This is a genomic window from Intestinimonas sp. UBA1698, from assembly GCF_002320075.1.
In the GTDB taxonomy this organism is placed as follows: Bacteria; Bacillota; Clostridia; order Oscillospirales; family Oscillospiraceae; genus Intestinimonas; species Intestinimonas massiliensis.
In genome coordinates this window covers 47,758-60,586 of record NZ_DCJO01000013.1, presented here as the reverse complement: position 1 = coordinate 60,586, position 12,829 = coordinate 47,758, and the positions used below count along the sequence as shown (strand labels likewise).

Sequence of the window (12,829 nt, the reverse complement as noted above, 5' to 3'; positions counted from 1 at the left end):
GATTGATGAACCCCGTGGCGTCGTCCTGGTTGTAATCGCTCTCCTCGAAGGTCACCAGATTCTCGGAATACAGGGTGTCGGGCGAGGTGACGCCGGCGGTGATGATGTTGCCCTTGTAAAGCTTGAGCTTCACCGTACCGGTGACATGCTCCTGCGTCTTGAGCGCAAAGGCGGACAGGGCCTCCCGCAGAGGGGTGAACCATTTGCCGTTGTAGACCAGATCGGCAAAGTCCACCGCCAGCTTCTGCTTCATGTGCTTGGTGTCCTTGTCGATGGTGATCATCTCCAGCACCTCGTGGGCCCGGTAGAGAATGGTGCCGCCGGGGGTCTCGTACACGCCGCGGTCCTTCATGCCCACCAGCCGGTTCTCCACGATGTCCAGCAGGCCGATGCCGTTGGCCCCGCCCAGTTCGTTGAGCTTGCGGATGATGTCGCTGGCCTTCTTCTTCTCGCCGTCGATGGCCACCGGCCAGCCCTTCTCAAAGTCCAGGGTGACATAGGTAGCGGCATCGGGGGCCATGGCCGGGGAAACGCCCATCTCCAGGAAGCCGGGCTTGTCATACTGGGGCTCGCTGGCCGGGTCCTCCAGGTCCAGGCCCTCATGGCTCAGGTGCCATAGGTTCTTGTCCTTGGAGTAGTTGGTCTCACGGCTGATCTTCAAGGGCACGTTGTGGGCCTCAGCGTAATCGATCTCCTCGTCCCGGCCCTTGATGTCCCACTCCCGCCAGGGGGCGATGATCTTCATCTCGGGCGCAAAACGCTTGATGGCCAGCTCGAACCGGACCTGGTCGTTGCCCTTGCCGGTACAGCCGTGGCAGATGGCGTCGGCCCCCTCGGCCTTGGCGATCTCCACCAGGCGCTTGGCGATGATGGGCCGGGCAAAGGCGGTGCCCAGCAGATAGTCCTCATACTTGGCGCCCATCATCATGGAGGGGATGATGACGTCGTCCACCATCTCATCCGTCAGGTCTTCCACATACAGCTTGGAGGCGCCGGTCTTGATGGCCTTTTCCTCCAGACCATCCAGCTCGGTGCCCTGGCCCACGTCGCCGGAGACGGCGATGATCTCGGGATCGTTGTAGTTCTCCTTCAGCCAGGGGATGATGATGGAAGTATCCAAACCGCCGGAATAAGCGAGTACGACTTTTTTGATCTCTTTCTGGTCCGCCATGGTGAAAAACCTCCGTGTCGTTCGATGTTGGAGTTATGATACCACGGCCCTGCATAAAATGCAAGGGCAATTTTGCATAACTATGCGTACTATGCCCCCTTCTTTCCCGTATATTTTTCCTCTAATTGGCATGAATATTCACAAATCTATGAATATTCATGCTGGTGTCACATATGGAACCGCCGCCGGGCCTCCTCCCGGAGGGCAGGGCGGTGGCGCACCACCAGCAGGGGGATGACCAGTGCCGCGCACACTGCCAGCACCACCAGCGACCAGCCCGGAGTCCAGCGCCCGAACAGCCAGCGGTCGATGAAGACCTCCACGCCCACCAGGAACAGCCCGACGGAGCCGATGATAAGGGTGACACTGGACAGGATGGAACGGCGTCCCTTGCCCAGCAGCAGGCCCAGGGCGGCCATGATGGCTCCGCCCGTGAGGATAATGGGCAGGGCCAGGCCCATATACCAGTCATGGCCCCGCAGGTCGATGGAGATGAGGTAAACATAGACCCCCACCGCCGCCACATCCAGCAGCAGCCGCAGCCACAAGGGCATGGTCCGGTGGAGCAGCGGCGGCACCAACCAGATCCACAGCATCACCGCCGCCCCGATGACGTAGAGGGACCAGGGCCGGTCGGAGCGCAGAAAAAACAGGTTCAGCAGCCCACAGCACACGGCCACCGACGCCAGCATGGCGGACAGCAGCAGGGCCACCTCCCATTTATTCACCGGCTGGACCTCGGCCCGCCGGGTGGGAAAGGGGGGCGGAGCCTCCTCATCTGCCGGCCGGCCTGGATTCACTACCGGGGTGTGGCACAGGGGACAGATTCCGGCGCTGGGGTCCAGCTCCACGCCGCAGTTGACACAGTAGGACATCTTGTTTCACTCCTCCCGGTTGGAAAGTATCCGGACATGGAGTCCCTCCCGCACCAGATGGCGGAAGAAATCCCGCTCCACGTCCGTCTCCTTCACCGTACCGGCGAAGGTGATCTCCATGGTGTTGCCGTAGCTGATGGAGGCGCAGTTGGTTCGCGGGGTATAGGACTGACCCAGAACCACCTCCATGCGCCGGATGTGGGGCTCCATCTCGGCTGGGACCTGGAAGGCTCCGGGGTTGGTGTAGGTCGTAGAGTACGGCCGGCTGCCCACCAGCTTGTAGCTGAGGGCCATGGCCAGGTCCTTGATGGGGATGGGGACGATCTGGAGCAGCTTGTTCCGCCGCAGGCCCACATTTCGGGTGAGCTGCGCCTGCATCTCCTGGCGGTTGATGTGCAGGCGCATGTAGTAGTGGACCTGGCGGACGATCTCCGGAAAGGTGTAGTCCCCCAGCTCCGGGTCGATGGAGGGCCGCACCGTCAGAATGAAGTTGCGCAGGGTCTCGGACGGGAAGTGGGGCCGCAGATTGATGGGCACGGCCAGGGCCACCGGCAGCTCCCGCCGCCGCCCCTCCCGGCGCTGCTTGGCCAGCAGGGACTGGATGAGCACCGCCGCCAGGTATTCCGTCACCGAGGCGTCGTAGCTCCTGGCCACCGCGCGCAGCTTGTCCAGCGGCACCAGTCCCATGGTGACGTTGAGCGTGTAGAAGGGCTCCGGCGTGCCGTTGCCCTGATAGGCCTTCCGGTCCCCCATGCCCAGCTTCACCCGGGCGGTGGCGTAGCGGAGATAGGCGTCCTCCCGCTCCTCCCGCCGGGGCGGCTCGTCCACATCCAAGATGCCCTGCGCGTCGGGGACGGCGTGGCCCAGTTCCCGCAGGTAGACCGCCAGCAGGGTCCTGAAAAAGGTCAGCGACCCCGCCCCGTCGGACACGGCGTGGAATACCTCCAGGGAAATCCGGTAATGGTAATAGAAAAAGCGGACCAGCCAGCCGTCGTCCTCCCGATAGCGCACTGGTTGGCAGGGGTTCTGCATGTCCTCCTTGACAAAGGGGCCCGGGGCGTCGTTGGGCTCAAAGTAGTACCAAAACGCGCCCCGGTGGATGCGGACGCGGAAGCTGGGGAACCGGGGCATGGTCCGGTCGATGGCCCGCTGGAGGGCGGCCGGGTCCACCAGCTCGGTCATCACGGCGGAAAAGCGGTAGATGGCCGAGTAGTCCTCCCGCTGGATGGCCGAGTACATCAGGGCGGCGTTGTCCAGCGGGTACCAGTCCTTTTTCTGCTTTTTCTCCCGGGCCAGGGCCGTCCCCCCCTTTCCTTTTCATGGAATAAATCATACCACGTCCGCGTCTTATGCACAAGAAGGCTTTTCATCCGCCCCGGCTTGTGTTAGAATATGGAATGAACACCTGCCGCCCCCTGTCTGGAGGAATTATGGACAAGGAAAAGACCAAGCTGAGAAAACTAACGCTCCGCAGCCCCGCGGAGCGCCAGGCCGCTGAGCAGAGGCGCACCAGCGCCATGATGGGCGCACTCAGGGCCATCCACTCCGCCGCCTCCCCCGACTCCATGGCCCCGGACGACCTGGAGCGCCAGCGCAAGGGTCAGGAGCTGCTGGGACGGCTGGTGGCGCCCATGCTGGGCATGAGCTGGGAGCCCTTCGATCTGGGCGGGATGCCCGCCGCCTGGACCCGGCCCGAGCGGGGCCACGACAAGCGCCATATCATTTTATACTGCCACGGCGGCGGCTATACCAGCGGCAACCTGGGCTATTCCCGCATTCTGGCCGCCAAGCTGGCCAATGCCACCGGCTACGAGGTGCTCTCCTTCGAGTACCGCCTGGCCCCCGAGTACCACTTTCCCGCCCCCCTGGAGGACGCCATGCGGGCCTGGGACTATCTGATGCACCTGGGCTACGGGGCCCGGGAGGTGACGGTGGCCGGGGACTCCGCCGGCGGCAACCTGGCCCTGGTGCTGGCCATGCAGCTCCGGGACGCCGGGCGGCTGTTGCCCCGGCGGCTGGTCCTCTTCTCCCCCTGGACCGACATGACCGCCAGCGGCAGGTCCTACGAGACCCGCCGGGACGCCGACCCCATGCTCACCATGGACTATATCCGGGCCGTCCGCTCCGCCTACGCGCCCTGCCAGGAGCTCTCCTCCCCCCTGCTTTCTCCCCTGTTCGGGGACTTTGACCGCTTCCCCCCCACCCTCATCCAGGTGGGTGAGAACGAGATCCTGTTCTCCGATTCCCTGCGCCTGCGGGACCGGCTGGTCCAGTCCGGCGTCCCCTGCCGGATGGAGCTGTGGCCCGACATGTGGCATGTGTTCCAGATGTTCCCCATGAAAAAGGCCGCCGAGGCCATGGAGAGCGTGGGACGTTTTCTGTTGGAAATCGTCTGACCGATGGGCGGGGCCACCCCGCCGGAAAGGAGTAACGCACATGAAAAAGACACTGGCCGCCCTGTTGACCGCCGCCCTGCTCACCTGCCTCTGCACCGCCTTCGCCGCCGACCCCTCCGCCTCCGACTGGGCCCAGGACAGCCTGGACCAGGCCATCGCCCTGGGCTTCGTCCCCGAGGACCTGCAAAGCGCCTATCAGCAGGACATCACCCGGGGTGAATTCGCCGCCATCGCCATGCAGTTCCTGGCCGCCCAGTACGGCTATGACGTGGAAAATTTCTATTTTGCGCTGACCTGGCGGGCCGCCCAGGACCCGGACGCTCCCCAGTTGGAATCCCCCTTTGTGGACGGCGTGAGCAGGCATGTGGACTGGGCCTACTCCCTGGGCGTGGTCAACGGCCGCAGGATGACCGAGAATGAGGCCGGCTTGAAGCGGGGGACCTTCGACCCAGAGGCCCCCATCACCCGGCAGGAGGCGGCGGCTATGCTGTGCCGGGCCTACGCCGTCTACGGCGGTTCTCTGGAGGACGCCGCCGGTCCGAGCTTTGCCGACACCTTCACCGACGCGGGGCAGGTGGCCGATTGGGCCCTGGACAGCGCCGAGGCCATGTGGGCGCTGGGGGTCATGGGGGGCACCGGCGATGGTCTGTTCTCCCCGCTGGGCCTCTACACCCGGGAGCAGTGCATCGTCACCTTCCTGCGCCTATGGCAGAGCGGGCCGGTGAGCCGGGCCAAGAACAACGTTGCCAAGCTGGAGGGGCCCAGCCAAGAGGAGACCATCGCCTATCTGAAAGATGGGCCGTCCGGCTTTCCCTTCAACGTCGAAAAGCGCTGGGATACCAAGCTGTGCGTCGTGCTTTACGGCGAATACGGCGGCATGCCCGCCAAGGCGGGCCCCGATCTGATTCTGGTCTATCCCGACGGCAGGATTCTGCGGGTGGATGACGGCATTCCGGCGGTCAATCCCCGGGGCACCGCTCCCAACCTGGAAAATCTGACCCTCAGTCCGGACGAGACCACCCTGACCTACTCGGTCACCTACACCGACCGGTCCGAGATGGATGGATTTGTCTATCACGAGCCGGGCGTCTACCGCGTCTCGCTGGACCTGGCCACCGGCAAGGCCACCCTCACCGTCACTCCTCTCAACCCGTAACCGGAACCATGCGAACGCGCCCCCGGATCTGTGATCCGGGGGCGCGTCTTGTTTGCGCTTCCTCCGCCGCGCTCTCCACCAGAAGGCGGGCCGGGCCGCCGCAGTCAAGGGGCGGGGCGCAGCCGCGACAGCGCCGCCCCCAAAAGCGTGCCGGCCAGGGCGGGCAGTAGCCAGCCCAGCCCCTGGGCCGCCAGGGGCAGCAGTCCCAGCGCATCCCCCAGGCCGGCGGGCAGCAGCTTCAGGTCCCGCAGCGTATACAGGATGCTGGCCGCACCGGTGAGCAGCACGGCCGCGGGGTAGACCAGCCGGAGCCCGCACAGCCAGCGCTGGAAGAAGGACAGGGCGATGAGCACGATGGCCACGGGGTAGAGGATGCTCAGCACCGGCACCGAGACGCGGAGGATCTGGTCCAGCCCGGCGTTGGCAATGAGCAGGCTCACCGCCGCGAAGAGCGCCGCCCAGGCGCGGTAGGGCAGCCGGGGCCACAGACCGGAGAAATACTCCGCGCAGGAGCTGATGAGCCCCACGCACACGTTGAAGCAGGCGATGAGGAAGATCGCCGCCAGCAGAAGGCTGCCCGGCACGCCGAACAGGGCGGAGACCAGATTGGTCAGTACCACCGCCCCGTTGGTGGATGCCCCCGGAAAAGCCCCGCCGGACAGGGCCCCCACATGGGCCAGCATGGAGTAGACCGCCAGCAGCATAGCTCCGGCCACCCAGCCGGCCCGGATGGTGCCCCGGACCACGTCCCGCTCATCCTGGACGCCCCTGGCCCGCAGATTCAGGGCAATGACGATGCCGAACACCAGCGCGGCGATGGTGTCCATGGTCTGATAGCCGGCTAGGAACCCGGCAATCACGGGGTGGGTCTCATAGCTGGCGGTCTGGGGCGGGCCGTACCCCTCCAGCGGGTTGAGCAGACACCCCACAAAGGTGACGACGATCAGGGCGATCAGAATGGGGCAGAGCACCTTGCCCAGCCGGTCCGTCAGCTTTTCCGGCCGGAGCGCCACCAGCAGCGCCCCGGTGAAAAACGCCAGGGAAAAGAGGAGTCGAAGCAGCTCCAGCGGGGCATCCGGCCCCGCAAAGGGGGGCACCGCCATCTCAAAGGAGGTGCTGGCCGTGCGCGGAATGGCCAGGCAGGGCCCGATGGCCAGGTAGGCCGCCACAGTGAACACCCGGGCGAACATCGGGTGGACCCGGCCGCCCAGGGCATCCAGCCCGCCCGAGCGGGCCACCGCCACCACCCCCAGCACCGGCAGGCCCACGGCGCTGATGGCCATGCCGGCCATGGCCGGCCAGGTGTGAATCCCCGCCTGGGCCCCCAGTCCGGGGGGAAAGATCAGGTTGCCTGCTCCGAAGAACATGGAGAACAGAGTGAAGCCCACCAGCAGAAGCTGTTTTCCATCCTGTTTTTTCATAGCGTCCCCCAAATATGCATATTCCGACGGGCACGGGCCCGTCTGCTTCCAGTATATCCGGTGCAGGAGGGTTTTGTAAAGTCCTTCCGTTCCCCGGAGCAAGAGAAAAACAGCGGCGCGCCAATGGCGCGCCGCTGTTTCATGTGCGTATGTAGCTCTGCGTCTCAGCCCTGGGAGATAGCTCCGGTGGGGCAGGCATCGGCGCAGGAACCGCAGTCGATGCAGGTATTGGCGTCGATCACATACTGGGAATCGCCCTGAGAGATAGCGCCCATGGGGCAAGTATCCGAGCAGGCGCCGCAGCTGACGCAAGCATCGCTGATGACATAGGCCATTGGAAACACCTCCAAATATCAATGTGACTTCATTCTACCACAGTTTTTTGAAATTGCAATCTTTATTTTCTTCAAAATTCCCGTCCTAAATCCTCTTTTGCCCGGGTATATTCTTCTTAGAGGGGCGTTAAACGGCCAGCCTGTTGTTTTATGGCAAAATTTTCTTGATCCGGAGCTTTTTAGACCGACCCGAACCGGGCACAATACCTTCTGTTCCCTCTCCGCCCTGTTTTAAGAGGTGTTTTTATGAGCGAATCCAAAAACCGCTTTTCCGCCGAGCTGGCCGGCTCCCTCACCCCCGAGCTGGAGGGGGCCTCCCACAGCGCGGCCCATGCCGCCCGGCTGCCCCGCATCCGGGCGCTTCCGGGGCCGGCTTCGGCCAACACACCGCGCGCCTCCCAGTCCGGGCGCGCCTCCAAGGAGTGAGTTCCATCAGCGAAAACAGATTCACCCAGCGGGCCCAGGCCGCCCTGCGTCTGGCACAGGAGGCCTCCGCCCAGTTGGGTCACGGCTACGTGGGCTCCGAGCACCTGCTGCTGGGCCTGTCCCGGGAGGGGCAGGGCGTGGCCGCCAAGGTGCTGCGCAACGCCGGTCTGGAGCCCGAGACCATCCGCAGCTCCATTGCCCGGCTGGTGGGAGTGGGAGCCCCGGTCCCCATGCCCTCCCAGGGGCTGACCCCCCGGTGCAAAAAGATCATTGAGCTGGCCATGTCGGAGGCCGCCGGACTGGGCCACCGCTACGTGGGCACCGAGCACCTGCTGCTGGGCCTGCTGCGGGAGGGGGACGGCGTGGCCGCCCGGATCCTGGCGGGCAGCGGCGTGGAGCTCAAACGGCTTTACGACGACCTGATGAGCGCTCTGGGCGGGGAGCCCACGCCCCCCTTCCGCAGCCCCGGCCGGCCCAAGCCGGAGCGGGACTACGCCGAGCGGGGGGACACCAAGCTGCTGGACCAGTTCTCCCGGGATCTGACCCGCATGGCGGCCAACGGCGCCCTGGACCCGGTCATCGGCCGGGAGGAAGAAATCCGCCGGGTCATCCAGATCCTGGCCCGGAGGCAGAAGAACAACCCCGCCCTCATCGGGGAACCCGGCGTGGGCAAGACCGCCATTGCCGAGGGCCTGGCCCGGCGCATCATCTCCGGCGAGGTGCCCGAGGACCTGCGGGGCAAGCGGGTCATGGCCCTGGACCTGTCCAGCATGGTGGCGGGCACCAAGTACCGGGGCGAGTTTGAGGAGCGGGTGAAAAACGTGCTGGCCGAGGTCCGCCGGGCTGGGGACGTAATCCTCTTCCTCGATGAGCTGCACACCATCGTGGGGGCGGGCAGCGCTGAGGGTGCCATCGACGCGGCCAACATCATCAAGCCCGCCTTGGGCCGGGGGGAGATCCAGGTGGTGGGGGCCACCACGCTGGACGAATACCGCCGGTATATCGAAAAAGACGCCGCGTTGGAGCGGCGCTTTCAGCCCGTTACCGTCCATGAGCCCGATCCGGACACCGCCCTGGCCATTCTCCGGGGCCTGCGGGACCGCTACGAGGCCCACCACAAGCTGACCATCACCGACGAGGCGCTGGAGCACGCCGTCTCCCTGTCCTGCCGCTACCTCACCGACCGTTTTCTCCCCGACAAGGCGGTGGACCTGATCGACGAGGCCGCCTCCCGGGTTCGGATGGAGAAGCTGTCCACGCCCCCCGACCTGCGGGAGCTGGAGGAGCGGGCTGACCGGGCCGCCCGGGAGAAGGAGGAGGCCATCCGGGGCCAGGACTTTGAGAAGGCCGCCATGCTCCGGGACGCCGAGCGGGACTTCCGCCGGGAGCTGTCCCGGCAGCGCTCCCTGTGGCATCTGGACCATACCGTCAACCAGGTGACGGCCGAGGACGTGGCCGCCGTGGTGGCAGGCTGGACCGGCATCCCGGTCACCACGCTGACCCAGGCCGAGTCGGAGCGGCTTCTCCATCTGGAGGAGGAGCTCCACCGGCGGGTGGTGGGTCAGAACGAGGCGGTGCGGGCAGTGGCCCGCGCGGTCCGTCTGGGCCGGGTGGGGCTGAAGGACCCGGACCGGCCCACCGGCGCGTTTCTCTTTCTGGGCCCCACCGGCGTGGGCAAGACCGAGCTGTGCAAAGCCCTGGCCGCCGCCCTGTTCGGCACTGGGGAGGCCCTGCTCCGCTTCGACATGTCGGAGTATATGGAAAAGCACACCGTCTCCCGGCTTCTGGGCGCCCCGCCGGGCTATGTGGGCCACGACGAAGGGGGACAGCTCACTGAAAAGGTGCGGCGCAAGCCCTATTCTGTGGTCCTTTTCGATGAGATCGAGAAGGCCCATCCCGACGTGTGGGGCATCCTTCTCCAGATCATGGAGGACGGCGTCCTCACCGACGCCCAGGGCCACAAGGTGGATTTCCGCAACACGGTGGTGGTGATGACCTCCAACGTGGGGGCCACCCGCATCACCGCCAAGGGCAGCCGGCTGGGCTTCTCTGCCACCGGCTCTGGGGAGACCCGGCCGGTGGAGGAGCTGCGGGAGGCCATTCTGGGGGACCTGAAAAAGGTCTTCCGGCCGGAGTTCCTGAACCGGCTGGACGACGTCATCGTCTTCCGTCAGCTTACCCGCCCGGAGATCCGAGACATTGCCCGCCGGATGCTGGACACGGTCGGGCAGCGTCTGGAGAAGCTGGGGGTGGCCCTGCGCACCGGCGAGGAGGCCCTGGACCTGCTGGCCCGGGACGGCTTCGACCCGGCTTACGGAGCCCGGCCCCTCCGGCGCACCATCCGGGCCCAGGTGGAGGACCCCGCCGCCGAGCTGCTGCTCTCCGGGACGCTGAAGCAGGGGGCCGCCCTGCTGGCGGATGCCCGGGAGGGAAAGGTGGCCCTCACCGTCCTGCCTCCGGAGTCCGATCCCCCCGCCATCCCGCCTGCGCCGTCCACACCAATGAAAAAGGAGGAACCCCGCGCATGAGACGCACGCTTTCCCTGACCCTGTCCGCTCTGCTGCTGGCGCTGGCCCTCGCCGGCTGCGCCGACGGCAAGCCCGCCGAGAGCCCCAAGACCCCCGAGGAGATGACCGCCGCCTACAAGGCCGCCATCGAGGGAGCCCGGAGCGAGGAGGACAACGAGTACAACACCATCCTCACCTCGTCCGACGACGACATGGCCGAGCTGATTTTCGGCCTGCTGAACGTATCCGAGGAGGACATGACGGCCTATGCCATCTCGGTCTCTGCCATGAACGTCCGGGCCTACGGCGTAGCCGCCATCCTGCCCGCCGCCGGCAAGGAGGATCTGGTGCTGGAGGGGCTCAACAGCTTTGTGGAAAACCAGAAGCGCAGCTTTGAACAGTACCTGGCCGATCAGTACGAGATCGCCAAGGAGGCCAAGGTAGGCACCCTGGAGGACGGCACCGTACTGCTGGTCATGTGCGAAAACCAGGACGCGGTCTACGACTCCATCAAGGACGCCCTGATCTGACATCTTTTCCTCCGGCGCGGCAAAACATCCCCTCTGATCGTAAAAGGAGAGACGGCAGCCCGTCTCTCCTTTTCATTTTACGAACGCAAAACCGCGCGGTGCCCTGGACGCCCCATTTTTAGTCGGGAACCATGCGTACCGTCGTGGAGCCCTTCGTCATCATGGACGTTATGCTGCTTCCGTTTTCCTGCTTGGTCATGCCCATCCCCTCGTTCCGGCGAGATTCCAATATCAGCTCCACACACTCGGCCGAGGCCTCCTCATCGCCCAGTATCTCTGTGAATAGTAAGCTCAGATAGCGGCTCCCTTTTTCCACTGCCTCGGGAGACGGAAAATAAAATTTGATTTCCGTCGTGTACCCGCTCTCATCGGTTGTAAACGTGAGATAGGCGTCCAGAGTGCCGTCCTCGCCGGTAATTGCAATCTGTTCCTTGGATGCTACAAAATCTGGAATGACAGCGCTCTCATCCTCATTGGCGTCGTTCAAAAAGCTGACGATCTCGCTGGGAGTACAGTTATAATGGTGCGCTGAAATGGTAAAATCCATTTTTTCTTGTGCCGTGCGGCATGAAGTCAACCCGGCCGTCACGATTAGTAAAAGACATAACCACTTTGCATTTTTCATCTGTAGTCTCCTTTCATAATTCAGACCGATTGCCGCTTTCCAATTTTAGTTGCACAGAAATTCTTGACACGACCGGGAATAGGCTAAAAGCAGAGAGAAATACAGGGATATTTGCTCAAAAATAATTCCGCCACTGCCCTGTAGAGCGGTGGAGGAATGCTTTTTGAGACCTTAAAAAAGGAATGGGAGGCAAAGGGCGGATACAACTGTGACACCCAATGAAAATACGGTGCTCTCCTGCAACAGTGCGCTGTTTTCCTTGTATTTGAAAAATCTTGGGAGATAGCACGACAGCAGGACGCAGTTGAGAAAAAGAAGGGATGTCAAAATGGTTTGCCGAGGAGGAGCGATAGGAGTAGTACCCGCCAAAGCGACTGCGCCGATGACGTCCACAATGGAATCTCCTCCGGTTCGCTTGATATGATCTTTTTGAAGGGCGATCACCACATGGACGATGCTAGTGACCAGAATGAGAGCGATGGAGAATGTGAAGACAGTCATGCGGATACCTCCTCCCAACACAACGAATCTTGATATCTGTATGCGGAATAATCGTCTTTGAGCCAGTATGTGCGCTCAAGCCAAATCGTTTTTTGTGTGGCACCATAGTTGTTTTGAATGGCCTCATACAGATGAGGCAGAATGGCTGCCAGAATCGTAGAGAGCGACCCCTGATAGGGAAAACTCTTGCCAATAAACGCACCCAAAATAGATTTTAACATACCTTGGATTGCTTGCTCACTCGCTCGGCAGTTGCATTCTATTGACTTGTAAATGGGTCTCCCAAACCATTCCAGTTTAGGCTTCTAGTTGCTACTACAGTAGGAGAGTAAAAAATTAAATTTGGTCAGGTTTCTACTGCATTGATATCATCTCCCTCCTATATTTTTGGTGTATTTAACATATTTTGATTATAATATAAAAATATTTTTTGTCAATTATCAATATAATATAAAAGTTTAAAGCTGCATTTTAAGGTGGAATAGATACCTATGCTTATGTTGTCGAATGGTCCCTATTTTCAACGGGCTCAGTCTCCATTTTTAGAAAGTCTTAAGGTTTTTTACGGTCCTTTGACAGCAGAGGGGTATAGTAATGGATAAACGCAGGCGTTGGAAAGTGCATCTTGAATGGGGCGGCTGTCCAGGCGTTCCCGGAGGGCGACGGCCCGGACCGGCTGGAGCTGAACTCCGGCGTAGGGGACGTGTCCCTGTATTTCGGCGGCATGGCCCCCGCCCCCTCATCGGAATGGACGGAGGCGACGGAGCGACTGTCTCTCTCCAGTTAGGTGGGATTGCGTACACGCATTCACCTGTGTGTTGAACCGATGAAAGAGGCTTCGGTGACCTGCCTTATATATTCCTCTATTTCCCTAGGTTTTTCTGCT

General features: G+C 62.7%; 13 protein-coding genes. 6 read left to right on the top strand and 7 right to left on the bottom strand.

What is annotated here, in order from left to right; all coding sequences use genetic code 11:
- From B3H64_RS02870 to B3H64_RS02860, 3 genes are all read right to left on the bottom strand, one after another.
- Window positions 1–1,171, bottom strand: a 1,171-nt coding sequence (locus B3H64_RS02870; RefSeq protein ID WP_286732802.1) for an argininosuccinate synthase, incomplete at its 3' end; no start/stop codon positions are given.
- Between the two features lie 167 nt (window positions 1,172–1,338).
- Window positions 1,339–2,046, bottom strand: coding sequence for a DUF6320 domain-containing protein (locus B3H64_RS02865; protein WP_286732799.1), 708 nt, complete (start codon window positions 2,044–2,046; stop codon window positions 1,339–1,341).
- A 6-nt stretch (window positions 2,047–2,052) separates the two neighbouring features.
- The gene (locus B3H64_RS02860) at window positions 2,053–3,285 is read right to left on the bottom strand and encodes a hypothetical protein (protein ID WP_278894919.1); all 1,233 of its coding nucleotides are present in this window, start codon (window positions 3,283–3,285) and stop codon (window positions 2,053–2,055) included.
- Window positions 3,286–3,476: 191 nt separating this feature from the next.
- On the opposite strand from B3H64_RS02860, the gene B3H64_RS02855 reads away from it, so the two are divergent.
- Window positions 3,477–4,442: an alpha/beta hydrolase gene (locus B3H64_RS02855; RefSeq protein WP_050617829.1), complete on the top strand. Its 966-nt coding sequence runs from the start codon at window positions 3,477–3,479 to the stop codon at window positions 4,440–4,442.
- A gap of 40 nt (window positions 4,443–4,482) precedes the next feature.
- Window positions 4,483–5,598, top strand: a complete 1,116-nt coding sequence (locus B3H64_RS02850) for an S-layer homology domain-containing protein (RefSeq protein ID WP_286732794.1) — start codon at window positions 4,483–4,485, stop codon at window positions 5,596–5,598.
- 104 nt (window positions 5,599–5,702) lie between these two features.
- On the opposite strand, the gene brnQ is transcribed toward B3H64_RS02850, so the two are convergent.
- Both brnQ and B3H64_RS02840 read right to left on the bottom strand, forming a co-directional pair.
- Window positions 5,703–7,019, bottom strand: a complete 1,317-nt coding sequence (gene brnQ / locus B3H64_RS02845) for a branched-chain amino acid transport system II carrier protein (protein ID WP_286732792.1) — start codon at window positions 7,017–7,019, stop codon at window positions 5,703–5,705.
- A 164-nt stretch (window positions 7,020–7,183) separates the two neighbouring features.
- A complete protein-coding gene (locus B3H64_RS02840) occupies window positions 7,184–7,354 on the bottom strand; it encodes a DUF362 domain-containing protein (RefSeq protein WP_050617826.1) in 171 nt (56 codons plus the stop codon).
- A 246-nt stretch (window positions 7,355–7,600) separates the two neighbouring features.
- Here B3H64_RS02840 and B3H64_RS02835 point away from each other — a divergent pair, with 246 nt between their 5' ends.
- The 3 genes from B3H64_RS02835 to B3H64_RS02825 are packed head-to-tail and all read left to right on the top strand — an operon-like array spanning window position 7,601 to window position 10,817.
- A complete protein-coding gene (locus B3H64_RS02835) occupies window positions 7,601–7,780 on the top strand; it encodes a hypothetical protein (RefSeq protein WP_238073537.1) in 180 nt (59 codons plus the stop codon).
- A gap of 5 nt (window positions 7,781–7,785) precedes the next feature.
- Complete coding sequence (locus tag B3H64_RS02830) at window positions 7,786–10,308, top strand: ATP-dependent Clp protease ATP-binding subunit (RefSeq protein WP_286732896.1); 2,523 nt, start codon at window positions 7,786–7,788, stop codon at window positions 10,306–10,308.
- Window positions 10,305–10,817: a DUF4358 domain-containing protein gene (locus tag B3H64_RS02825; protein WP_286732788.1), complete on the top strand. Its 513-nt coding sequence runs from the start codon at window positions 10,305–10,307 to the stop codon at window positions 10,815–10,817. The genes B3H64_RS02830 and B3H64_RS02825 overlap by 4 nt, the downstream gene beginning before the upstream one ends.
- 118 nt (window positions 10,818–10,935) lie before the next feature.
- Here the strand turns inward: B3H64_RS02825 and B3H64_RS02820 are convergent, their stop codons facing one another.
- Both B3H64_RS02820 and B3H64_RS02815 read right to left on the bottom strand, forming a co-directional pair.
- On the bottom strand, window positions 10,936–11,442 hold the full coding sequence (locus B3H64_RS02820; protein WP_286732786.1) for a hypothetical protein: 507 nt from the start codon (window positions 11,440–11,442) through the stop codon (window positions 10,936–10,938).
- A 171-nt stretch (window positions 11,443–11,613) separates the two neighbouring features.
- The gene (locus tag B3H64_RS02815) at window positions 11,614–11,943 is read right to left on the bottom strand and encodes a hypothetical protein (protein ID WP_286732783.1); all 330 of its coding nucleotides are present in this window, start codon (window positions 11,941–11,943) and stop codon (window positions 11,614–11,616) included.
- 625 nt (window positions 11,944–12,568) lie between these two features.
- Here B3H64_RS02815 and B3H64_RS02810 point away from each other — a divergent pair.
- Window positions 12,569–12,730 (top strand): hypothetical protein, encoded by a 162-nt coding sequence (locus B3H64_RS02810; RefSeq protein WP_154666645.1) that lies wholly within the window; start codon window positions 12,569–12,571, stop codon window positions 12,728–12,730.
- The last annotated feature ends 99 nt before the right edge of the window (window positions 12,731–12,829 follow it).

Coding starts and splice junctions, on each gene's coding strand:
- B3H64_RS02820 (WP_286732786.1), bottom strand. CDS start 11,442: ATGAAAAATGCAAAGTGGTTATGTCTTTTACTAATCGTGACGGCCGGG.
- B3H64_RS02825 (WP_286732788.1), top strand. CDS start 10,305: ATGAGACGCACGCTTTCCCTGACCCTGTCCGCTCTGCTGCTGGCGCTG.
- B3H64_RS02815 (WP_286732783.1), bottom strand. CDS start 11,943: ATGACTGTCTTCACATTCTCCATCGCTCTCATTCTGGTCACTAGCATC.
- B3H64_RS02860 (WP_278894919.1), bottom strand. CDS start 3,285: ATGTACTCGGCCATCCAGCGGGAGGACTACTCGGCCATCTACCGCTTT.
- brnQ (WP_286732792.1), bottom strand. CDS start 7,019: ATGAAAAAACAGGATGGAAAACAGCTTCTGCTGGTGGGCTTCACTCTG.
- B3H64_RS02865 (WP_286732799.1), bottom strand. CDS start 2,046: ATGTCCTACTGTGTCAACTGCGGCGTGGAGCTGGACCCCAGCGCCGGA.
- B3H64_RS02855 (WP_050617829.1), top strand. CDS start 3,477: ATGGACAAGGAAAAGACCAAGCTGAGAAAACTAACGCTCCGCAGCCCC.
- B3H64_RS02840 (WP_050617826.1), bottom strand. CDS start 7,354: ATGGCCTATGTCATCAGCGATGCTTGCGTCAGCTGCGGCGCCTGCTCG.
- B3H64_RS02835 (WP_238073537.1), top strand. CDS start 7,601: ATGAGCGAATCCAAAAACCGCTTTTCCGCCGAGCTGGCCGGCTCCCTC.
- B3H64_RS02850 (WP_286732794.1), top strand. CDS start 4,483: ATGAAAAAGACACTGGCCGCCCTGTTGACCGCCGCCCTGCTCACCTGC.